General features: G+C 34.1%; 21 protein-coding genes and 3 tRNA genes. 10 read left to right on the top strand and 14 right to left on the bottom strand.

The window, feature by feature from the left end:
• Position 1 precedes the first annotated feature (1 nt).
• From GJV76_RS09200 to GJV76_RS09220, 5 genes are all read right to left on the bottom strand, one after another.
• Positions 2 to 82: transfer RNA gene (locus tag GJV76_RS09200), tRNA-Tyr, on the bottom strand.
• 41 nt (positions 83 to 123) lie between these two features.
• Positions 124 to 204: transfer RNA gene (locus tag GJV76_RS09205), tRNA-Tyr, on the bottom strand.
• Between the two features lie 39 nt (positions 205 to 243).
• A tRNA-Tyr gene (locus GJV76_RS09210) sits at positions 244 to 327 on the bottom strand.
• 161 nt (positions 328 to 488) lie between these two features.
• A complete protein-coding gene (gene kdsA, locus GJV76_RS09215; RefSeq protein ID WP_155092328.1) occupies positions 489 to 1,307 on the bottom strand; it encodes a 3-deoxy-8-phosphooctulonate synthase in 819 nt (272 codons plus the stop codon).
• Between the two features lie 12 nt (positions 1,308 to 1,319).
• A complete protein-coding gene (locus tag GJV76_RS09220) occupies positions 1,320 to 1,883 on the bottom strand; it encodes a DUF4199 domain-containing protein (RefSeq protein WP_155092329.1) in 564 nt (187 codons plus the stop codon).
• A 170-nt stretch (positions 1,884 to 2,053) separates the two neighbouring features.
• On the opposite strand from GJV76_RS09220, the gene GJV76_RS09225 reads away from it, so the two are divergent.
• The 3 genes from GJV76_RS09225 to GJV76_RS09235 are packed head-to-tail and all read left to right on the top strand — an operon-like array spanning position 2,054 to position 5,575.
• Entirely contained in the window at positions 2,054 to 2,560 is a 507-nt protein-coding gene (locus GJV76_RS09225) for a SixA phosphatase family protein (protein WP_155092330.1), read from the top strand.
• Complete coding sequence (gene ppk1, locus GJV76_RS09230) at positions 2,541 to 4,655, top strand: polyphosphate kinase 1 (protein WP_155092331.1); 2,115 nt, start codon at positions 2,541 to 2,543, stop codon at positions 4,653 to 4,655. Before GJV76_RS09225 ends, ppk1 begins: the two co-directional genes overlap by 20 nt.
• Before the next feature lie 8 nt (positions 4,656 to 4,663).
• Positions 4,664 to 5,575, top strand: coding sequence for a Ppx/GppA phosphatase family protein (locus GJV76_RS09235; RefSeq protein WP_155092332.1), 912 nt, complete (start codon positions 4,664 to 4,666; stop codon positions 5,573 to 5,575).
• 11 nt (positions 5,576 to 5,586) lie between these two features.
• On the opposite strand, the gene GJV76_RS09240 is transcribed toward GJV76_RS09235, so the two are convergent.
• The gene (locus tag GJV76_RS09240) at positions 5,587 to 6,345 is read right to left on the bottom strand and encodes a TIGR02757 family protein (protein WP_155092333.1); all 759 of its coding nucleotides are present in this window, start codon (positions 6,343 to 6,345) and stop codon (positions 5,587 to 5,589) included.
• Between the two features lie 8 nt (positions 6,346 to 6,353).
• Positions 6,354 to 7,019, bottom strand: coding sequence for an ABC transporter ATP-binding protein (locus tag GJV76_RS09245; RefSeq protein WP_155092334.1), 666 nt, complete (start codon positions 7,017 to 7,019; stop codon positions 6,354 to 6,356).
• A gap of 258 nt (positions 7,020 to 7,277) precedes the next feature.
• Between GJV76_RS09245 and msrA the strand changes: the two genes are divergently transcribed.
• Positions 7,278 to 7,826, top strand: coding sequence for a peptide-methionine (S)-S-oxide reductase MsrA (msrA, locus tag GJV76_RS09250; protein WP_155092335.1), 549 nt, complete (start codon positions 7,278 to 7,280; stop codon positions 7,824 to 7,826).
• 379 nt (positions 7,827 to 8,205) lie between these two features.
• Positions 8,206 to 8,628: a hypothetical protein gene (locus GJV76_RS09255; RefSeq protein WP_155092336.1), complete on the top strand. Its 423-nt coding sequence runs from the start codon at positions 8,206 to 8,208 to the stop codon at positions 8,626 to 8,628.
• A 60-nt stretch (positions 8,629 to 8,688) separates the two neighbouring features.
• On the opposite strand, the gene GJV76_RS09260 is transcribed toward GJV76_RS09255, so the two are convergent.
• The 3 genes from GJV76_RS09260 to GJV76_RS09270 all read right to left on the bottom strand — a co-directional run bounded on the left by GJV76_RS09260 (position 8,689) and on the right by GJV76_RS09270 (position 10,940).
• On the bottom strand, positions 8,689 to 9,204 hold the full coding sequence (locus tag GJV76_RS09260; protein ID WP_155092337.1) for a DMP19 family protein: 516 nt from the start codon (positions 9,202 to 9,204) through the stop codon (positions 8,689 to 8,691).
• Between the two features lie 61 nt (positions 9,205 to 9,265).
• Positions 9,266 to 10,330 carry a nucleoid-associated protein gene (locus GJV76_RS09265; protein ID WP_155092338.1) on the bottom strand — a complete coding sequence of 355 codons (1,065 nt, stop codon included), beginning with the start codon at positions 10,328 to 10,330 and terminating at the stop codon, positions 9,266 to 9,268.
• A 64-nt stretch (positions 10,331 to 10,394) separates the two neighbouring features.
• Entirely contained in the window at positions 10,395 to 10,940 is a 546-nt protein-coding gene (locus GJV76_RS09270) for an IS1096 element passenger TnpR family protein (protein ID WP_155092339.1), read from the bottom strand.
• Positions 10,941 to 11,173: 233 nt separating this feature from the next.
• Here GJV76_RS09270 and GJV76_RS09275 point away from each other — a divergent pair, with 233 nt between their 5' ends.
• Genes GJV76_RS09275 through GJV76_RS09295 form a run of 5 tightly spaced genes read left to right on the top strand, consistent with a single transcriptional unit; the run spans position 11,174 to position 15,038 of the window.
• On the top strand, positions 11,174 to 11,347 hold the full coding sequence (locus tag GJV76_RS09275; RefSeq protein WP_155092340.1) for a hypothetical protein: 174 nt from the start codon (positions 11,174 to 11,176) through the stop codon (positions 11,345 to 11,347).
• Positions 11,325 to 12,716, top strand: coding sequence for a 2TM domain-containing protein (locus GJV76_RS09280; RefSeq protein WP_155092341.1), 1,392 nt, complete (start codon positions 11,325 to 11,327; stop codon positions 12,714 to 12,716). Before GJV76_RS09275 ends, GJV76_RS09280 begins: the two co-directional genes overlap by 23 nt.
• Positions 12,717 to 12,718: 2 nt before the next feature.
• Complete coding sequence (locus GJV76_RS09285; protein WP_155092342.1) at positions 12,719 to 13,078, top strand: hypothetical protein; 360 nt, start codon at positions 12,719 to 12,721, stop codon at positions 13,076 to 13,078.
• On the top strand, positions 13,065 to 13,829 hold the full coding sequence (locus GJV76_RS09290; RefSeq protein WP_155092343.1) for a LytR/AlgR family response regulator transcription factor: 765 nt from the start codon (positions 13,065 to 13,067) through the stop codon (positions 13,827 to 13,829). Before GJV76_RS09285 ends, GJV76_RS09290 begins: the two co-directional genes overlap by 14 nt.
• Positions 13,830 to 13,883: 54 nt before the next feature.
• Positions 13,884 to 15,038, top strand: a complete 1,155-nt coding sequence (locus tag GJV76_RS09295; protein ID WP_155092344.1) for a TlpA disulfide reductase family protein — start codon at positions 13,884 to 13,886, stop codon at positions 15,036 to 15,038.
• 133 nt (positions 15,039 to 15,171) lie between these two features.
• Here GJV76_RS09295 and GJV76_RS09300 read toward each other — a convergent pair whose 3' ends face one another.
• From GJV76_RS09300 to creD, 4 genes are all read right to left on the bottom strand, one after another.
• On the bottom strand, positions 15,172 to 15,894 hold the full coding sequence (locus tag GJV76_RS09300) for an LOG family protein (RefSeq protein WP_155092345.1): 723 nt from the start codon (positions 15,892 to 15,894) through the stop codon (positions 15,172 to 15,174).
• 12 nt (positions 15,895 to 15,906) lie between these two features.
• Positions 15,907 to 18,735, bottom strand: coding sequence for an excinuclease ABC subunit UvrA (gene uvrA / locus GJV76_RS09305; RefSeq protein ID WP_155092346.1), 2,829 nt, complete (start codon positions 18,733 to 18,735; stop codon positions 15,907 to 15,909).
• 228 nt (positions 18,736 to 18,963) lie between these two features.
• Positions 18,964 to 19,461 carry an META domain-containing protein gene (locus tag GJV76_RS09310; RefSeq protein ID WP_155092367.1) on the bottom strand — a complete coding sequence of 166 codons (498 nt, stop codon included), beginning with the start codon at positions 19,459 to 19,461 and terminating at the stop codon, positions 18,964 to 18,966.
• A 601-nt stretch (positions 19,462 to 20,062) separates the two neighbouring features.
• Complete coding sequence (gene creD / locus GJV76_RS09315) at positions 20,063 to 21,340, bottom strand: cell envelope integrity protein CreD (protein WP_155092347.1); 1,278 nt, start codon at positions 21,338 to 21,340, stop codon at positions 20,063 to 20,065.
• Positions 21,341 to 21,374: the final 34 nt, after the last annotated feature.

Below are 21,374 nucleotides of genomic sequence, written 5' to 3' on the forward strand. Positions count from 1 at the left end.
GTGGGGAGAGCAGGATTCGAACCTGCGAAGGTTTCCCAACGGATTTACAGTCCGTCCTCGTTGGCCGCTTGAGTATCTCCCCTCCGATATTTTAAAATGTATTATAGTCTATAAAAATAGTAGTGGGGAGAGCAGGATTCGAACCTGCGAAGGTTTCCCAACGGATTTACAGTCCGTCCTCGTTGGCCGCTTGAGTATCTCCCCTCCGGTATTTTACAATATTTTTACAGTCTATAAGAACTTTGGTGGGGAGAGCAGGATTCGAACCTGCGAAGGTTTCCCAACGGATTTACAGTCCGTCCTCGTTGGCCGCTTGAGTATCTCCCCTAAGCTTGATTGCTTATCTTCTTGTTAAGAACGGTGCAAAGATAGAGCTGTTTCCTTAATCTGCAAGCGTTCTTGAATTTTTTTTTGAAGTTTTATTTTCTCTGTACTGCTAAACCTTTGGTTATAAAAATAGTACAGAGAAAATTATTTTTCATTTTATTTTAGAATTTATTTACTGTTTGGCGTATCGCAACTAATTTAGTCATCAAGTCTTCAAAATAGTCCAAATGCAACATGTTTGCTCCATCACTTTTTGCATTAGCTGGATCGAAATGTGTCTCTAAAAATAATCCATCAACTCCTACTGCAATACCCGCTTTTGCGATAGTTCCAATAAGGTCAGGTCTACCTCCAGTAACACCAGAACTTTGATTTGGCTGTTGTAATGAATGTGTAATATCTAAAACAGTTGTTCCAAATTGTTTCATAGTTGGAATACCTCTATAGTCAACGATCATGTCTTGGTAGCCAAACATAGTACCTCTGTCCGTCATCATTACGTTCTCATTGTTGCAATCCAGTACTTTTTGAACTGCGTGTTTCATACTTTCAGGACTCATGAACTGCCCTTTTTTCAAGTTAACAGTTTTACCTGTGTTAGCAGCAGCAACCACAAGATCTGTTTGTCTAACTAAGAAAGCAGGTATCTGCAAGATGTCAACGTATTCTGCTGCCATTGTAGCATCGCTAATTTCGTGAATGTCTGTTACAGTTGGAACACCAAATTCCTTACTTACTTTTTGCAAGATTTTTAGTGCTTTTTCGTCGCCAATTCCCGTAAAACTATCAATTCTCGAGCGGTTTGCTTTTTTGAACGACCCCTTGAATACGTATGGTATTTTCAATTTGTCTGTTACTTTAACAATGTGCTCTGCGATGCGCATTGCCATTTCTTCACCTTCAATAGCACAAGGACCTGCTAATAAAAAGAAATTATCAGCATCCGTATTTTTGATTTGTGGGATATTATTTAAGTTCATAATCTTATCAGTTTAATATGTCTTTCTTTTTGTTTTGTTCTTTTTTACTTTGACTACTTCTGCTTTTTGAGTCGCATTTTTCTTTAGCAGTTCTTTGTCTTTGGTTTGTTGAAAATAAGAAACTACTGCGATGATAACTACTCCAAACGACAAGTTATTGGTAACACCGTTTCTAAGGAAAATGTCAAAGGTAGCATTCTTTTGAGCTTCTTCAAGCGGAATGTTGGTTTGTGTTACAATAGCTTGAGTCAAAGTATCCATGAATTCAGGAGTCACTTGATTAAAGGTAATGTATTGAATCATTGGGTAAAAGAATGTGATCAGAATACACATGACCAATCCACTTAAAAATGCTTTTTGCCAAGTAATAATACCGTTGTAAAATTCTTTCTTTTTCTGTCTTATACCTAACCAATAGAAAAGAATTAGAATAAAATTAAAAAGTATTTCAAGAAGGACTTCGAATCGGATCTTTTCAACGCTATGAAAACCCAGTGATTTAACTACAAACATCCAGACTAATGCAGCAAGTGTAGCAATCGCAGCCCACTTAAACTCAATTGAGAAGTTTCTCATTATGCTATATTAAAATTAATACCTCAAAATTAAAGTTTTTATTTTAGAGTATAAAATGTATTTTATTTTGATTTTTTTTATTAGATTTAAAGTTACTATTGATAACTCATTATGATTTAGACTATAAAACCAACAAATTTTAACCATTAATCAACAAAAAATGCTTTATTATGAAAACAATTATTTTGATTCGACACGCTAAATCTTGTTGGGATATAGTAACAGATGACAAAAGTCGTCCTTTGTCACGTCGCGGAATTAAAGATGCGCATTTAGTTTCAAATGCAATATTGTCTTATCTGCCAAAAAAATTCATTGTTTGGTCAAGTACAGCTGTACGCGCAAAACAAACTGCAATCATCTTTGGTCAGAATATGGATATTAACTTAGATTGTATCGTTTATAATGATGAGCTTTATACTTTTGATGAGTATGATCTTTTGAAAGTCATAAAAAAATGCAAAAATGAACATAATACTCTAATTCTTTTTGGGCATAATGACGCTATAACAAATTTTGTTAATAAATTTGGTAACGAATCTTTCGAGAATATTCCAACTTCAGGGTCTGTCATTATGAAATTTAGCATAGATAATTGGGAGGATATTTGCAAAGGGAAGATTCAATTAACCATATTCCCAAGAGATTTAAAAAATAATGAACACAAATACGCCTAAATACCATTACGTAGATAGAGAGAAAAGTTGGTTGTCTTTTAATGAAAGAGTACTGCAAGAAGCAGCTGACTCAACTGTACCGCTATTAGAAAGACTTAGATTTATTGGGATTTTTTCCAACAATCTGGATGAGTTCTTTCGCGTGCGCTATGCGACAATTAGACGAATGACACTTACTGGTCAAAGCAACCGAAAATTGAGTAGTGGAGAAGTTGTCAAAACGCTATTGAGTGAGATTACGAAAAGAGTAATTGAACTACAAAACGAAAGTTTGCGTATTCTGACAGAAGTTGAATCGAAGTTGGAGGAGGAGAATATTTTTATTGTCAATGACAAGGAAATAAACGAAAAGCAACAAGCTTTTGTAAAGGATTTCTTTCTGCATCAAGTATCTCCTGACTTAGTGACAATTATATTAAGTGATTTAGCTGAGTTTCCTTTATTGAGAGATACGCATGGGTATCTTGTTGTGAAATTGATGTTAGATGACAAATTAGTGCAAAAGCATCAATCAGAGAAAATTAGAAAGGCTGTATCTCCTGTGCGTTATGCTATTATAGAAATACCAAATATAATCAATCGCTTTGTAGAACTCCCTTGTGAAGGAGATAAGAAGTTTATCATTATGATAGATGATATTATCCGATTTAATTTAGATTCTATTTTCAATATTATTGATTATAAGGCGGAAGCAGCTCATATGATTAAAATCACAAGAGATGCTGAATTAGACTTCGATACGGATTTACACAAGTCGTTTGTAGAAAAAATATCAAGTGGAGTCAGGGATAGAAGAGAGGGTGCTGTTGTTCGATTTGTCTTTGACCGCGAGATGGAGGAGGAAACTTTGCAGTTTTTACTTCAGAATATTGAAATAGAATTGAACGACAGTATTATCCCTGGTGGCAGGTATCACAATAGACGAGATTATATGGGGTTTCCCAATATGGGGAGAACGGATCTTACCTATCCAAAATTACTGCCAGTAGGAGTGCCTAATTTAAGTCTTGAAGATAGTATTATACAGCAAGTACAGAAGAAAGATTATATGGTATATACTCCTTATCAATCTTTTTCATATTTGGTTAAATTTTTAAGGGAAGCTGCATTAGACCCCCAAGTATTATCTATAAAAATCACTTTATATCGATTAGCTAAGAACTCGCAGATTATCAGTTCTTTGATAAATGCAGTGAAGAATGGCAAGCAAGTAATTGCTCAGATTGAATTACAGGCGCGTTTCGACGAGGCTAGTAATATCTATTATTCAGAGTTAATGCAAGCAGAGGGCATTCACTTAATTTTTGGTGTAAAAGGGCTAAAAGTACACAGTAAGATATGTGTTGTTGAGCGTCTGGAGAATAAAAAAGTAAAGAGATACGGCTTTATATCAACAGGGAACTTTAATGAAAGTACGAGTAAAATCTATACAGATGTCACTTTGTTTACAAGTCATAATCAGATTATGAAAGACGTTTCCAAAGTATTTGAGTTTTTACAAGTAAACTATAGGGTTCACAAATACAAACACCTTTTAGTATCTCCTCATTATACTCGTAAGGGATTTTATAAGCTAATCGAGCGTGAGATAACTAATGCTAAAAATGGTTTGCCTGCTTATATAGGGTTGAAAATGAATAGCTTGTCAGATATTAAGATGATTGATAAACTATATGATGCAAGTTGTGCAGGAGTGAAAATACAATTGATTATTAGGGGAATATGCTCTCTTATTCCTGGTGTGCCTGGTATGAGCGAGAATATCGAAGCAATTAGTATCGTAGATAGGTTCTTAGAGCATTCTCGAGTTTATATCTTCGGCAATAACGACAAACCTGCAGTATATATTTCTTCTGCAGATTTTATGACTAGAAATTTAGATGAAAGGGTAGAGGTGACTTGTCCAATTTACGATGAGGATATCAAGCAAGAATTAATTGACACTTTCAATATCGGTTGGAAAGGAAACTATAAGACGCGTATTCAAAGTGGTGATTTATCTAATAATTACAGAAAAATTGAAGAAGGAGAAGTTTTCCATTCTCAAATGGAAATGTATAAATATTACAGAGAAAAATTAAATAACAAGAGTTAATATAATATATGCTAAAGATAAAGAAATACGCCGCTATAGACATTGGTTCTAATGCCATGAGATTATTAATAACGAACATAGTTGAGGAAAAAGGAAAAACGACTGTGTTTAATAAGAGTTCATTGATTAGGGTCCCAGTGCGTTTAGGACAAGATTCATTTACTAAAGGAGAAATTAGTGAAGAGTCGAAGTTGCGTATGATTGATTCTATGAAGGCCTTTTATTTGCTAATGAAGGTAAATAAGGTGGATAGGTATATGGCTTGTGCTACAAGTGCTATGAGAGAGGCTGAAAATGGAGAGGAGATTGTAGAGGAGATATATAAAGAATCTGGAATAAAGATTAGTATAATTGATGGGAAAAAAGAAGCGATGATAATTGCGTCCTCTGATTTAAAACACTTTATCAACAGTACACAAAATGTGATGTATATTGATGTAGGTGGGGGGAGCACTGAGTTTACGATATTTTCAAATGGAGAACAAGTTGCATCTCAGTCGTTTAGAAATGGTACAGTGCGACTGATAAACGATATGGTACCTAAATCAGTTTGGATAGAGATAGAATCGTGGATCAAGGAGAATACAGTAAACTTAAAAGACCTTGTTGTTGTCGGATCTGGTGGGAATATCAATAAGATATTTAAGATGTCAGCCAAAGCACAAGATAAACCTTTAACTTATAGTTATTTGACACAGCAATACAATAAGTTAAAGGAGATGTCTTATGATGAGCGTATTTCCGAATTAGGTTTGAATCCAGATCGCGCCGACGTTATTATACCAGCTCTACGCATTTATAGCAGCGCGATGAAATGGAGTGGTGCTAAGTATATTTACGTTCCTAAGATAGGAGTATCCGATGGAATCGTTAAAGCGATTTACTATGACCGTGTGCCATTAGATTATCAAAGTATGTAAATATAGGCTATTTAGAATTTTTCAATAGCACCTAAGCCAAATAAGGCAAAGTCATATTTTACTGGATCTATAGGATCCATCTGACGCAAAACATTATCTAATTCAGCTAATGCTTTTGCGTCATTTTGTTTGCGCTTTAGTATCCCCAGTTTACGAGCAACATTGCCAGAGTGTACATCTAAGGGACAAGATAGATCAGCGGTGCTTATGGTATTCCATATGCCAAGATCTACACCGTTATTGTCATTTCGCACCATCCAGCGGAGGTACATATTAATTCTCTTTGCAGCAGAGCCTTTCATAGGGTCGGAGATGTGTTTCTCTGATCGAGTAGGGTGTTCTATTTCAAAAAATAATCTTTTGAAATTAGATATTCTCTCTTGCATAGGAGCAGATGTATTTGCAAAAACACTTTCTAAACCATTGTGATTGGTATAAATGTGTTTGAGCCCTTTTATAAAAGTTGCAAAATCTACTCCGTTAAAGGTTCTATGGACGAATGAATCAAGATTGTCTAAGTGGTCTTGCTTGTGCTCCATAACGAAATCGTAAGGAGAATTCCCCATGAGTTCCATCATTCGCTTCGCATTCTTTATAATCATCTTTCTATTGCCCCATGCTATAGTAGCACTTAGGTAGCCAGCAATTTCAATATCCTCTTTCAACGTGTAAAGATGTGGTATCTGAATCGGATCATCAACAATAAAAGCTGGAGCATTGTATAAAAGAACTTTTTCGTCTAAAAATTCTTTAAGATCGTTTAAATTCATTTGTTTTATTACTTTGATACTATAATTCCATCAACCATTGTAAGCTTTCTATCTGCCATATCAGCTAATTCTTCATTGTGAGTAACAATGACAAAAGTTTGTCCTAATTCATCTCTTAATTGGAAGAATAGTTTGTGGAGGTTTTCTGCCGAGTGCGTATCTAAATTTCCCGAAGGCTCATCTGCGAAAATGACCTGTGGCTTGTTAATTAGAGCTCTTGCAACTGCCACTCTTTGCTGTTCTCCTCCTGATAGTTCAGATGGATAGTGCTTTATCCTATGAGATAGATCTAAGTAATTTAACAGATCAATAGCGTCTTGTTCCACTTCTGAAATAGTTTTTCCAGCTATAAGAGCGGGAAGATAAACATTTTCTAAAGCTGTGAACTCAGGGAGTAATTGGTGAAATTGGAAGATAAATCCAAGGTTTAGGTTTCTAAACTTAGAAAGTTCTTTATCGTCTAACTGCAGTATATCGCTGCCATTGATATGTAGAGAGGTGTTTTCTTGTGTAGTAGGATGATCAAGAGTACCTAATATTTGTAATAAAGTTGTTTTTCCTGCACCAGATGCACCAACAATAGATACAACTTCTCCTTTTTTAATGTGAAGATCTACTCCTTTAAGGACTTCTAATTTATCGTAGAATTTGTGAATATTTACTGCTCTAATCATATTTTGATTGTGGTTTTAGTATTGCAAAGTAACGATTTTTATGTTGCAAGAGCGAAACTTTGTCAGATTGTTTTTACAGTTATCAAATAAGTAATTGTGGAAATTACTTTAGAATTTAGTAGAACGACAAAGTCAAAGTAAGATTGTGAATACTTTGCTGTGACATATAACAACTAATTAATTCAGTCATTTTTTTTTATAGCGTAAAATATAATATTTTTATCTCTGATAAATAGTAATAGAAAATAGTATAAACAAATGGAGAACAATATAAACTTGCAAAAGGCCATTTTTGCTGGAGGGTGCTTTTGGTGTACAGAAGCCATTTTTAAAAACTTAAAAGGAGTAGAACAAGTGCTACCTGGATATATTGGAGGACACACAGTTGATCCTACTTATGAGCAGGTTTGTACAGGAGAGACCGGTTTTGCAGAGGCAATTCAAATTATGTATGATGGAAATGTTGTTAATTACAATCAATTGTTAGAGGTATTCTTTGCAACTCATAATCCTACTACTTTGAATAGGCAAGGAGCAGATGTGGGCACACAGTACCGAAGTGAGATATTTTATACGGGTCTTGAGCAGAAGACTTTAGCAGAGGAGTACATAGCTGTGTTGAGTCAAGAGCGCGTATTTGAAGATCCTATAGTAACTGTAGTCAGTAAGGCAACTTTATTTTATGTAGCAGAAGATTATCACAAAGATTACTTTGCTGTTAAGGGGGATAGTAATCCCTATTGTCAGATGGTTGTAAAGCCCAAAGTAGATAAGTTTATGACCAACTTTAGTAATAGAGTAAAATAAGTTAGATGTGATTGGGATGTCATTGCAAACTATCATATCGAAAGACTGACAACCTTTTTGCGAATTGGCTAAGGTGTTAGAGCTGTTTTCTTTTTAGGGGATTGAGATGATAATTATTTAGTATTTGCAGTGATATCCTCATCGTGCTTAATGTTGCTCTATCTAATCAGAAAGGGAAAAAAGAATAATTTAGTTTACTTCATTTTAGAATTATTGTCGAGAATTAATCTTATGCTAACTTTTGCATTAAAATGGCACTGTATAGGGCGAATTAATTGGTAGAGGTATTTGTTTAAATCATAAATTTTTATTAAATTTATAATAGAAATAAAAAAGAATAATATTAATAGTGTAATTGATTAACGCAAATTTGTTCCTTATGAAGAAAATTTTTACAATTCTATTTTTGGCATTAGCTTTTGGTGCTTGTAAAAATACAAAAGAAAGTAAGTCTCTTGGAGATCAGAGAGCTGGTGAATCTGTAATTGGTATGTATTACTACTTTGTTACAAATCAGAAATTAGATTCTTTACCTAATTACGTGGATAGCGAAAGTTTCACTGCTCAAGATGTAGAGGCATTAACAAGTCAAATAAAAGAAAGACATGACAGCTTAGGACCTATTGAAAGTTTTAAAATGGCTGACTGGAAATTAACAGAGCACAACAAAAAGGAGAAAACAAAAGATTTCATTTTTGATTATACTGTAGAGTATAAGACAAAAACAGTAAAAGAAAGAATCCATCTTGATAGAAAAGGTAAGGATTTGAAAATATCTAAAATTGAGTTTGATGTAGAGTAATATCTACGGTAATTCAATAGTAAAAAAAACACCTCACAATTTTAATTGTGAGGTGTTTTTTTATTGTATAAAATCTACTATTATCTTTTGCATTTCATCGATACTAACTACTTTTAAATCGGGATGATTTCTCAGCCAATTCTGATGATCTTCTTTAAGATCTGAAGTGAAATCCTTGAAAGAGTTATCTTCGAGTAATAGAGCAATGTCTTTTTGACTTTCAAATTTAGAGTCTAAGAATTTAGCCAGTTTAACTTTACTGAAAAGTTTGATTTTGCGCATTTGTTTCTGGAAATATTCCAAGTACTCAGTATTGCCGATAGCTTCTAAGCCAGCTTCTATAATTTCAATTAATTCTAATTCCCATTTGCTTTCGTGAATAAACTTAGCAAGACCTTGGTCTTTCAATATAGTGTGAAAATAGTCCACACAATAGCTTGTAAACCCGTCAGGATGGAGTTCGTCATCATTGACTTCAGATGCTCGTAAATAATTGATAACAGAAATGTTAGAGTTGATTAAATCATTGTTCTCAAAGGAATTTTCTGATATAAGTATGTATTCAAATTCTCTCATGATATGGTCGGTATTTAACAATAAAAGGCTATTCTTTGTGTGAATAGCCTTATGTATATAATTACGCTTTTTGTTCTTTGTTGAAGTAAACTAAGTAGTAGTACATTTGTTTTTCTTCATCCCATCCTTTTTCGACAAACTTATCTGCACTCTCAGGATTGATAAAGTCAAGCTTGATTTGAATATTCGTATCAAGATTAATGATGTTCTTGATTTTCTTGCGAGCATCAGTCACTGCATTATTTGCGATTGGGAAGTTGCTGATGTCTTCAATACTGTATTTTTCTCCTTTATCTACTTTGTAGTTTTTAAACTCTGCAGCTAAGTCAGGATTCTCAATTACCTCATTGATGAAGTTTGATTCTTCAAACTCGTCGTTCTTTGCAAAGTAGTTCACTGAACGGTTCATGAACATTACTTCTTCTTTTTTATCTTCTGCTGGAAGTACAACTTCTTTAGCGAAATCTTGACAGAACTTCAAGTATTTTTTAGTCATGAATGCTTCGTCTTGGAAGATATCTACAGATAAGAAATGCTCTAACCAATAACGTGCATCATATTTGTTGCTGTCAATAGTCAAGATTTTGTATCCTTCTTCTTTTTTGTAATTGAAGATAATACATCCTTTGTCTAATTTATTTAAGTTAATCCCCTGTTGTAGGATCATTTCTAAATTAGAACCATTTTCTTGGAATTGTAAGAAGTCAGCTTTAATCTCACTTTTAAATATCCCTATTGCATCAACTACATTGTTGTCTATAGATACATTGGTCAAGTAAGTAACATAAACTTCCCCATTTTTAATATGTGGGTGATTTGATTGCTCAAATAAGTGTTTTGTTATTTTCTGAGAAACTTCATGAGATTTAGCACTTGATGGAGCATTGAATAATTCACTTGCATAGTTATACATCTCATTAAATTCCAAATCAACATCATGCGCAAATTGATAATAACTCTCCTCTTTTTCTCTAAAAGGTTTGAAGAAATACTCTTTTAACAAAGGAGCTATTTCATCATTAAGTTTATATGGTTCTTCTGATAAAAAGAAGGCTTCACTTCTACTTTTATTTCCAACTCTATGGATAGAAAGTGTTTCTATGTGAGCATTAAATAAGTTAATCATGGCAAATAATAATATAAAAAGGTTATAAATCCCTTATATAAGGTTTAGTTAAATCAAAAGCGGATTAGTTCCAGTTGTCTTCGTACCCGAAGTCCTCAAAGTTGTCATCTCCGTCGAACATATCGAAATCTTCTTCATCAAAGTCATCGTCAAATTCTCCAAAGATATCATCATTCGAAACAGGATTTGCAGTAAATGATTGAGTCGGCATAGAATCAGGTAGTATACCATGAGAGAACAATAATTCAGGGTATGCATTTCCAGGTTCTTCTTCTTCAATCGCTCCTAACTCTACAAAGAAGGTAAACATATTCAAGAAATCATATACATAGATGATTTTTGTTTGATTCTCACTCAATACGCTATTGATTGGAGTAGAACTCATTGTTTTTGCTGAGTGATCTTCTCCTATATCAAATAATGAAATCTCCTCTTCAAGTTGAGTCCATTGATCATCACAGGCGTAAAATGAAGCTGCCTCCATTCCGTCAAAACCAAATGCATTTACAATAGCATTGTGTAAATCTTCCAGAGAGTCGTCTTCTAAAATAGCTATATCTCTAAAAATATCTTCTTCTGTATCAAGGATTACTCTAAATTTATATACCATAATTGTAATGTGAATTAGATGGCAAATTTAAACTTATTATTCATTTTTTTAGAATAAAAGAGTCCCTTTTTCGCTTTGTTTTTTTATGTAATACTCAGGGGTTTGACTTTCAGATTTTTATAAAAATGAGGGGCAATTTACAACTCATCCTTTAAATTCCACAACTCAGTAGTTATGTTTTGAGTATCTCTATACTTTAAAGGACATTTGTTCTAACAAAAAAATAAATGATTATGAATGTTATAATCTCGTTTACGCTATTTTTGATAAATACTATTTGTAGTTTAATAGGAATGTCAATTGATGATGTTAATATACAAGAACAAGTAATTCCCAAAAAGGAAAAGATTGAATGGATTGTTTATCAAGGAGAAAATAGAAAAGATGGAAGTAGAGAATACAAATAAGAAGGAGTACAGGGGAAAAGAGTCAGCTAAGCTATTTAAGCTATTTCTGTTAACGCTTTTGACCTATGTACTGTTTAAGAAAGTCTTAAAACTATATGGTTTAGATTTTCCAACGTTCATTGGCTATTTGGTGTTCTTTGGTGGCTCTTTTATGCTTGTACACTCATTTTTGGTCAAAAAGTTTTACACAGACATAGAGCAACTTCTTAGAGCGGATGAGAAGAATGTGAACAAACTTACTTTGTACTGTGGAATTACGCTCTTTGCTGTATTCTTTATGCTGAGTTTTATTATCAAGCTATTTCACCTCCTTTTTATATTAGAAGACCAGCGTATTCAGATAATATTGTTCAATGAGCACTTTAGGGCAATATGTAGTTTTAGTTTTTTATTGACTATTGTTTATACTATTTACATTTATACGCGCTTAAATGCTTTAGCGAAGAATCAGCAAATCGTTGAACAAAAAGTGATTACAGGGAATGTGTCTGCTCAGTTTGAAAGTCTAAAGAATCAGTTAGATCCACATTTCCTTTTTAATAGTTTGAATGTTTTAGGTGCCTTAATAGAAGAAGATCAGGACAAAGCTATTCTCTTTAATCAATCCCTATCGAGAACTTACCGTTATATACTGGATCAAAAGAACAAAGAACTCGTGCCTTTAGAGGAAGAATTGGCCTTTGCAAGAACCTATATTGAGCTGTTGCAAATGCGCTTTGAGGATAGCCTTACTTTTGACTTTCCCGAAAGCGTTAAGCAAGAAGGGGGAAAGGTGGTGCCTCTGTCTTTGCAGTTATTGTTAGAAAACGTGATAAAACACAATAAGGCTACTTCTGCAAAACCTATTCACATTACAATTGTTGAACAAGCTGATGGCTATTTAAAAATTCAGAATAATCTTAGTAAGAAAGAGTTGAGAGAGGGAAGAAAGGGAATCGGATTAGAGAATATTGCAAGTCGTTATGCTTTACTTACAGCAAAACCAATAAAAGTAGAGGAGTCTTCTGATTTCTTTACAGTACAAATACCTATACTAACCAAAAAAATTGAACATATGAGAATTATTGATGTACAAGAAGATGAACAAGATCTACTAATTGAAGCAAAGAAAAAAGTAGCAGAGTACAAGCGTTTTTATTCGCATTTAACTACTTACCTTTTAGTAAATACTTTCCTGATAATGATGAATATCCTTACTGATGCAACCTTTATGTGGAGTTTGATTCCGTTGTTTGCATGGGGGATTGGTTTGGGATCACATGCCATGAAAGTATATAATTACAGTTTTTTTTTAGGTAAAGATTGGGAGGATAAAAAGATGAGAGAATATGTTGAAGATCGAAAAAATGATAAATCAAATTGGCAGTAGTTATGAAAAAGGAACTGTCAACTAAGGTTAGTGAAAAGTATAAAGCTTATCGTTTTAGTTATACTAATAGGACTGTATATCTCGTATTGCAATTTGTACTTTTTGCAATTGTCCTCTTGTTTACAAAATACCTTGAACATTTGGAAATAGAAGATGTTAGGATTGTGTTTTTAAACAATGACGAAAAGCTGCAAATTGTCTTTTTTGCTATTTGGTTTGCGGTAATTACAATTAAACTAATCTTGCATTTTGCTGATTATATCCCCCTTTTAGATCGCTGGATAAATAGAGTAGAGAGAAGGGAAATGGATAGAATAAAGAATACATACGAATATCAAGTTAATCGATATGACAGGAATTAATATAGTGATTATAGAAGATGAAAAGCCCGCTGCAAGGTCGTTAGAGCGCAAGTTAGAGAAGTTAGGTTATTTTCCAAATGCGAAATTGACTAATGTAGAAGAGGCTATAGAATGGTTTGGTTCTAACAAAGAACCAGACCTCATCTTTTTAGATATACAGCTGTCAGATGGTTTGTCATTTGAGATTTTTGAACAAGTCAAAGTGAATAGTGCTATTATTTTTACTACAGCTTATGATGAATATGCTTTGAGAGCTTTTAAGTTGAATAGTATTGATTATTTGCTAAAACCTATCCAAGCAGATGAATTAGAGCAAGCCATTCAAAAGTTCAAAAATAATAAACAAGCGATTTTTGGATTTAATGAACAACTCTCCATGTTCACCCAGTTTCTCTCCAATAATGTGATCGAGTACAAGGAGCGCTTTGTTGTGAAGATAGGTATGCAGATTAAAATTATCAGTACTACTGATATTATGTGTTTTTTTAGCGAAAATAAAGCGACTTATATCAAGACCAATGAGGGAAGAAACTATTTAACAGATTATTCTTTAGAGGAGATTGAGAAGCACTTATCTCCAAATGATTTCTTCCGCATTAATCGAAAGTTCATTATATCATTAGTGTCAATTCACGAAATCCATGCTTTTTCCAATTCCAGATTAAAGGTAAATTTAAAGAATTTTGATGATGATGATTTAATCGTAAGCCGCGAAAAAGTTAATGATTTTAAAAAATGGATAGAAAAGTAGTATAATCTCTAAAAACTTCTTTAATTTAGGATTAAATTTTAAATAAGAAAAATAATGAAAAGAATTAGCGTATTGCTAGCATCTGCTTTAATATTCGTAGCTTGTAATAAAGCAGGTAATATTTCAGTAGAAGTTGCGAATATTCCTGACGGCTCAAATGTAGAGTTACAAACTATTGAAATAGGAGCAGTAGCGCCAACAACAATCTCTAAAGCTGAGGTAAAAGAAGGAAAAGTTGTATTTGAGAATACTTTTAATGACTTAGACGAAGCTTACATTGTATTTGGAAGTGAAGAAGAACCATTAGGAGCAGTTCCATTTGTTGGAGAAAAAGGGGATATTAAAATTTTCTATGACAAAGAGGAGTTAACGAAGATAAAAGTAGAAGGTACGGAAGCAAATAATAAGTTGCAAGAGTTACAATCTAATATGATTCCAAAGATAGATGAGCTTAAAGCTTTCTTGAATGACAACGGTCTTGCTTTGATGATGCCAGTTGATGAAAATGATCAAGAAGCTGTAAAAAATCGCGCAGCTGTTGAGCAAAAGTATGAAGCAATGGTTCAGGAGTTAGAAAACTATCCTGCTAACTTTAAAGAGAAAAATAAAAATACTGCCATTGCATTATTGATTTTATCTAAAGAAGTTCCTACTAAAGGAAAAACAGCTAAAGAATACCAAGAGGAGTTTGACGCTTTTTCTATTGACTTAAAAAGTACATTATTAGGAAAGAAAACACAAGCTGCTATTAAAACTTTGACTGAGAGCAAAACAGCTGTACCTGTAATAGGAGAGAAGATAGGTGATTTTAAAGGAACTACACCTGCAGGTGAAGAGTTGTCTTTATATGACTATATGCAAGGAAAGAAACTTATCTTGATTGATGTTTGGGCTGCTTGGTGTGGACCTTGCCGCAAAGAAAATCCTAATCTTGTAAAAGCTTATAAATTATATCACGATAAAGGATTTGATATTATCGGTTATTCATTAGATAGAACAAAAGAAGAGTGGGAAGAGGCAATTGCAAAAGATGGCCTAACTTGGACGCAAGTATCTAATATTGCTTATTGGAATGATCCAATCGTTTCTGCTTACGGGATTCAAGGTATTCCAGCAAGTTACTTAATCGACGGTAATGGTGTCGTGATTGCAACTAACTTGAGAGGTGCTGCTCTTGAGCAAAAAGTAAAAGAGGTATTAGGACTATAATATACCGCACGATAATAATAACAAAAAGGTTCCTGTAGTAATACTATGGGAACCTTTTTGTTTTACAAGTGATTATAGGACAAAAAGAAACTGCTTAGTATTTACTAAGCAGTTTCTTTTTTGTAATATGATATTAAAAGTTTGGTCTTAAATTATACTTTTTATAGAAGTTGTCAATTACTTCAATTACTTCATCCGCACTGTCAACTAATTGAATTAAGTCCATATCTTCCGCACAAATGTTATTGTGCTTAGTTAATAAGGTTTGTTTTATCCAATCAATCAATCCTCCCCAGAACTCAGTTCCAACAAGAACGATAGGGAATTTAGCAATCTTCTTCGTTTGAATTAACGTTACAGCTTCAAACAACTCATCAAGTGTACCAAAACCACCAGGCATTACTACAAAACCTTGAGAGTACTTAACAAACATTACTTTGCGTACAAAGAAATAGTCAAATTGTAAGTTTTTATCGTGGTCAATATATGGGTTGAAGTGTTGCTCAAATGGCAATTCGATGTTTAGTCCAACAGAAACACCTTGTCCTAAATGTGCTCCTTTGTTACCTGCTTCCATAATACCAGGACCACCTCCTGTGATTACGCCATAACCAGCTTTACTAATTTTGAATGCAATTTCCTCAGCTAATTTATAGTAAGGATCATCTTTCTTAGTACGCGCTGAACCAAAAATAGATACACTTGGACCGATACGTCCCATGTTCTCGTACCCATTTACAAATTCAGACATAATTTTAAAGATTCCCCAAGAATCATTTGTCTTTATTTCATTCCAAGATCTTTGTTTGAACTTGTCTTGAATTTTAGCCTCTTCACTTTCAAAAATTTCTTTCATATCATCTAATCTTTAAAGCTCATTCTTCAAAAAATGAGCGGTATAACTTTTTTTATTCTTTATAATTTCCTCTGGTGTTCCCGTTGCAACTATCTGACCTCCCTGACTACCTCCTTCATATCCTACATCAATGATATAGTCTGCAAGCTTGATTACATCCAAGTTGTGTTCAATAATTAATATCGTATTTCCTTTCTCTACTAATTTCGTAATAACTTCCATCAGTACGCGTATATCCTCGAAGTGAAGTCCAGTTGTTGGTTCATCAAGGATATAGAAGGTATTACCTGTATCTTTCTTAGAAAGTTCTGTGGCAAGCTTAATGCGCTGTGCTTCACCACCAGATAAAGTAGTACTTTGTTGTCCTAAAGTTAGGTATCCTAAGCCAACTTCATCAATTGTTTTCAATTTACGATATATTTTTGGAATATTCTCAAAAAACTCTACCGCTTCTTGAACAGTCATATTTAAAATATCCGAAATTGACCTTCCTTTGTATCTTATCTCAAGGGTTTCTCTATTAAAACGCTTGCCTTGACACGTCTCACATTCTACATATACATCCGGTAAAAAGCCCATCTCGATTGTGCGTACTCCTGATCCTTCACAAGTATCACAGCGACCACCTTTTACATTAAAACTAAACCTACCAGGCTTATATCCTCGTATTGCCGCTTCAGGGGTTTGAGCAAATAAGTTGCGTATATCAGAGAACACATCCGTATAAGTAGCAGGGTTTGAACGAGGAGTTCTTCCAATAGGACTCTGATCTATACAGATCACTTTGTCCAAGTGCTCAAGCCCCTTAATCTTTTTATAAGGTTGTGGTTTGGCAACTGCATTGTAAAAATGAGTATTCAAAATAGGATAAAGCGTACCATTGATTAATGTCGACTTTCCTGAACCAGAAACTCCAGTCACACAAGTAAGCGTTCCCAATGGAATATCTACTGTGACATTCTTCAAATTGTTACCCGTAGCTCCTTCTAATCTCAAGGTTTTTCCATTTCCTTTTCGCCTTTGTTTAGGAACCTCTATCTTCATTTGACCATTGAGATACTTAGCCGTTAGCGTTTGTTCTTGTAGCAATTCTTGTGGCGTTCCAGTACTGATTATCTTACCTCCATTCTTTCCGGCTCTCGGACCAATGTCGATAACGTAATCAGCTCGTTCGATCATATCTTTATCGTGCTCAACGACAAGTACAGAATTTCCAAGATCACGCAGTGATTCCAAAGACTTTATCAATCGCTCATTATCTCGTTGGTGCAGTCCTATACTCGGCTCGTCTAAGATATACAATACACCTACCAGTTGAGAGCCTATTTGTGTGGCTAATCGGATGCGCTGTGCTTCTCCACCTGATAGTGTACGCGAACTTCTGTTTAAAGATAAATAGGTTAATCCTACATCTTCTAAAAATGACAGACGAGTATTGATTTCCTTTAATATCTCAGTAGCAATACTTGCTTGCTTGTTTGTCAATTGTGGAGGAAGATTTTGAAACCATTTGATCAATGTTTCCACATCCATTTGGATTAACTCTCCAATGTTCTTTTCTCCGATTTTAAAGTACAATGCTTCTTTGCGCAGGCGACTACCACCACATTCTGGACAATCTATTTCGTCCATGAAGTCTTTTGCCCAACGTTTGATTGTCGAACTTTCGCTTTCTTCAAATTGATTTTTAATGAAATTGACAATTCCCTCAAAATCGATTTTGTAATTCTTAGTGATTCCTGCAACTTTTGATACTACCGAAAAGCTTTCATTGCCTCCATTGAGGATCACCTCCATGGCTTCATCAGGGATTTTTGAAATAGGATCGTTTAGCGAGAACTTGTATCGCTCAGCGATTGTTTCCAATTGTTTAAACATCCACGACTTTTTCTCCGTACCTAATGGTGCAATACCTCCAGCTTTAATAGATACTTTGTTGTCAGGTATTATCTTCTGTATATTCACTTGGTTAATAGTACCTAATCCATTACAACATTCACAAGCTCCTTTGGGAGAGTTGAAAGAGAAATTGTTCGGTTCAGGTTTCGGATAAGATATTCCCGTAGTTGGACACATCAGATGTCTACTGAAATACCTAAAATCACTTGAATCTTGTTCCAGTACCATGATGATATCATCTCCGTAATGCATGGCAACTTTGATGCTTTGGGCGATGCGTTGAAGGGTTAGTTCTTCTTTATCTACAGCTATTCGGTCAATGACAATCTCGATATCATGGGTTTTATAGCGATCAATGCGCATTCCAGATTCAATATCTCTAATTTCACCGTCTATGCGAACTTTAAGAAACCCCTGTTTTGCAATTTGCTCAAATAATTCTCTGTAGTGTCCTTTTCTTGCGCGAACAACAGGAGCTAAGATATTAATGCGTTTGCCGTCAAAGTCTTTTGCAATTAGTTCTTGGATTTGCTCATCGGAGTAGCTAACCATTTTCTCGCCCGTGTTATAACTATACGCTTCACCAGCGCGTGCATATAAAAGACGCAAGAAATCGTAAATTTCTGTAATGGTTCCTACTGTTGAACGTGGACTCTTGTTGGTAGTCTTTTGTTCAATAGCTATTACAGGAGATAAACCATCAATTTTATCGACATCTGGTCGCTCTAATCCACCCAAAAACTGTCTGGCATAGGAAGCAAATGTCTCTATATAGCGACGTTGTCCTTCGGCGTAGATCGTATCGAAAGCAAGTGAGGATTTTCCCGATCCAGATAATCCTGTTATTACAACAAGTTTTTCACGAGGTATTACGACATCTATATTCTTTAGATTGTGTACTCTCGCTCCTAAAACTTCAATATTATCGTCTGAATTAATCATAATTTTTTGCAAAGGAACAAAGATACATAATTATACAATTTTAAAGAAGTTTTATGACCTTTATGAGCATGGGATTAATACACTTTTAACGCTGAAAAAGAGACAGCGTGATTCATGTGCCTTTATTTTAGTTTAGAAGTAGAAATATACCCTAACTAAAAAGAAAAAATCCTTCTAATTTTTAAATTAAAAGGATTTTATATTGAAATACAATATTTTAAATATAGCCTACTCTGTTACTTCGGCTTTCTTAAATTTCATTACTACGATATCTCCAGAGATGAATAAAAGTTCATCACCTACAATATCATATTTTGTTACTGAAGTTAAACCTTGCATAAATACAGTGTCAGCAACACCTTCACAGAACATTTTTGTAGCTGCTAATTTATCTCCGATAGCAATACCGTTGTTCTCTTTGCTTTCATATTCACCCATGATGTTATTACAACCGTCATTACCGTTCAATTGATTCTCTCCTGAGAAAGTTAAACTTGGTTTTTTGTTAGGGAATAATTGGTCAACAGTTTTACCTTCTGCTGCAGGTGTGGTAACAGCTAATAGTTCCCAACTTCCTGTCAATTTACTTTCTGTTTTCTCCACTTGAACTTCTGTTTGTGTCGTTTCTTGATTCGTTTCAGGTGTCTCTGTTGTAGCTTGTTTGTCTTTACAGCTTACTACTGCAAAACTTAAAATTGAAGCTAAGATAAATACGGTTTTTTTCATTTTCATCTTTTTAATTAGTGATATAGCAAAAATAAGAAAAAATGAATGGTATTACAGTATCAAATTCATACTATGTGAGTATTGCAATGAAAATTACAGGAAATAATGTGTTGTACTTCTTTGTTAATTACCCTTTTAACGACTAATGCAAAAATAGTACAAATAGACGTAAAGAAACATAAATGATCAGTCCACTTTTTGAGTGATATAGTCGTTAGGCCTTTTAAATATCAGCTTTATGGCTCAAGCCATTTAAAGCCGATGGGTACTTTGTTCGGATATTGGTGCGATAAAGTACGCTATTTACTGGGATTAAGGGCACTTTTGCGAATGAACCTCCCACCATCTCCGAACAAACCCCTAACCAAGTAGGATACGGCAAATACCTCTCTGTAATTTATTTGTGTTTGGAAGTAAATTAGAATTGGAAAACTTATGAAACGTATTGCGAATATTGTAAAAAATAACCTCCTTTTCATCAAAGGAGGTTATAGATAGTGATACTTGTGTGTTTTAGTTAAATGATTCTTGTTCAGTTTATTGCGTCTGTCGCTACTGTTTGTTTAAGAATAGGCTTACACATTTCTATAGATAGACCTGTTTATTTGCTGAATGTTATTCGCTTTGAAAAGTACATCAGTATTGCTAAAATTGCAAAAAGTCCAATACTTCCGACAATTAACGCTGCTTCTTTCAACTGAAGTAAGAAGAATAAGAAAGTGTATAATAGCGATAGCAGTCCCATGATAGTCAGTGCAATTCTCTTGTTCTTGCTCAAGCCATAGAGGAATGAGGTAATCAATGTAATTGTCGCAGTGGCTGAAATTAAGTAAGCATAACTGAAACCAACGTACTCAGCAAAAGACAATAATAGGACAAAGTTGATACACAAAGCCAACCCTACTAAAGCGTAGTGCAAAATATTTATTTGAAGATTCTTTAAGTTCTCCATAAAGAAAAATGTTGCAAAAGTTAACCCGATGAATAATAAGGCATATTTAGTTGCCCTGTTTACTTTGCTGTAAAAATCATTCATCTGTAAGAATTTTAATCCAAATTCAAAAGTTTCTAAACTTTCCAGGTTGTTGATGTTTGCCTCAAAGGGAAATGATTGAAAGATAGTCCACGTTGGATTGCTTAACGTCATTTTTTCTGATTCGCTATCAGGTAGGTAGCTTCCAATGTATTTGATATCCTGATAAGTCGTATTCAGTTTTACTTTGTTTTCTTTGGCAGTGGCAAGAAACTTTAATTCTGTTGACCCTTTTAGGTGTAGAGGAAAACTGATTTTGCTAAGATCAATAGTAGATTCCTTGATGTCAAAACTCAAGAGATTTAAGCTTGACTTAGTGCTAATTTCGTTGTCCTGCTCAAAAAAATTGGAAGGATTGCCGTTGATATTGATTTGTTCTGTAAATCCTCTGCTATCAGATATAGCAAAGACAATCTTTGCTGTAGTAAATTGATCTTTGCTGTCGAGTTTTAACTTTTCTGCGATTTTATCGAGAGAGATAAAAGAGGCATCGACATTCAAATTTGTGTTGTAAAGCGTGACTTCATATAGGCTTCGCTTTTTAATTTGAGTTTCTACTTTTCCCGTTATATTTTGAGATTGTGGAGAAGTTAGTGATGGCACCGTTCTTTCAACTATGGTATTGTCTTTTTGAACATAGGTTTTTTTGTATTCTACATAAATGAAAGGGCCGTAGATTGTTTGTTCGTTACCCCACTTGGAAGTTACTTCATTTTTAACTTCTCTTTGAAACGATTCTCTTTCTGATACTATACCTGTGATAAAAGGGATAGCGATAAGTAATAGTAGGGATAGTACAGTAATGATGATTCCCTTGATCATTGGTTTTTGATTTTCTTTTTCCATATTTTAAATATTAAAAGTACTTTGATTTTCAAAG

The sequence above is a fragment of the Myroides albus genome, from assembly GCF_009711045.1.
GTDB classification, from domain to species: domain Bacteria; phylum Bacteroidota; class Bacteroidia; order Flavobacteriales; family Flavobacteriaceae; genus Flavobacterium; species Flavobacterium album_A.

Bases quoted from the DNA above. Each gene is read 5' to 3' on its own strand.
- kdsA (WP_155092328.1), bottom strand. From the start codon at position 1,307: ATGAACTTAAATAATATCCCACAAATCAAAAATACGGATGCTGATAAT.
- GJV76_RS09220 (WP_155092329.1), bottom strand. From the start codon at position 1,883: ATGAGAAACTTCTCAATTGAGTTTAAGTGGGCTGCGATTGCTACACTT.
- GJV76_RS09225 (WP_155092330.1), top strand. From the start codon at position 2,054: ATGAAAACAATTATTTTGATTCGACACGCTAAATCTTGTTGGGATATA.
- ppk1 (WP_155092331.1), top strand. From the start codon at position 2,541: ATGAACACAAATACGCCTAAATACCATTACGTAGATAGAGAGAAAAGT.
- GJV76_RS09235 (WP_155092332.1), top strand. From the start codon at position 4,664: ATGCTAAAGATAAAGAAATACGCCGCTATAGACATTGGTTCTAATGCC.
- GJV76_RS09240 (WP_155092333.1), bottom strand. From the start codon at position 6,345: ATGAATTTAAACGATCTTAAAGAATTTTTAGACGAAAAAGTTCTTTTA.
- GJV76_RS09245 (WP_155092334.1), bottom strand. From the start codon at position 7,019: ATGATTAGAGCAGTAAATATTCACAAATTCTACGATAAATTAGAAGTC.
- msrA (WP_155092335.1), top strand. From the start codon at position 7,278: ATGGAGAACAATATAAACTTGCAAAAGGCCATTTTTGCTGGAGGGTGC.
- GJV76_RS09255 (WP_155092336.1), top strand. From the start codon at position 8,206: ATGAAGAAAATTTTTACAATTCTATTTTTGGCATTAGCTTTTGGTGCT.
- GJV76_RS09260 (WP_155092337.1), bottom strand. From the start codon at position 9,204: ATGAGAGAATTTGAATACATACTTATATCAGAAAATTCCTTTGAGAAC.
- GJV76_RS09265 (WP_155092338.1), bottom strand. From the start codon at position 10,330: ATGATTAACTTATTTAATGCTCACATAGAAACACTTTCTATCCATAGA.
- GJV76_RS09270 (WP_155092339.1), bottom strand. From the start codon at position 10,940: ATGGTATATAAATTTAGAGTAATCCTTGATACAGAAGAAGATATTTTT.
- GJV76_RS09275 (WP_155092340.1), top strand. From the start codon at position 11,174: ATGAATGTTATAATCTCGTTTACGCTATTTTTGATAAATACTATTTGT.
- GJV76_RS09280 (WP_155092341.1), top strand. From the start codon at position 11,325: ATGGAAGTAGAGAATACAAATAAGAAGGAGTACAGGGGAAAAGAGTCA.
- GJV76_RS09285 (WP_155092342.1), top strand. From the start codon at position 12,719: ATGAAAAAGGAACTGTCAACTAAGGTTAGTGAAAAGTATAAAGCTTAT.
- GJV76_RS09290 (WP_155092343.1), top strand. From the start codon at position 13,065: ATGACAGGAATTAATATAGTGATTATAGAAGATGAAAAGCCCGCTGCA.
- GJV76_RS09295 (WP_155092344.1), top strand. From the start codon at position 13,884: ATGAAAAGAATTAGCGTATTGCTAGCATCTGCTTTAATATTCGTAGCT.
- GJV76_RS09300 (WP_155092345.1), bottom strand. From the start codon at position 15,894: ATGAAAGAAATTTTTGAAAGTGAAGAGGCTAAAATTCAAGACAAGTTC.
- uvrA (WP_155092346.1), bottom strand. From the start codon at position 18,735: ATGATTAATTCAGACGATAATATTGAAGTTTTAGGAGCGAGAGTACAC.
- GJV76_RS09310 (WP_155092367.1), bottom strand. From the start codon at position 19,461: ATGAAAAAAACCGTATTTATCTTAGCTTCAATTTTAAGTTTTGCAGTA.
- creD (WP_155092347.1), bottom strand. From the start codon at position 21,340: ATGGAAAAAGAAAATCAAAAACCAATGATCAAGGGAATCATCATTACT.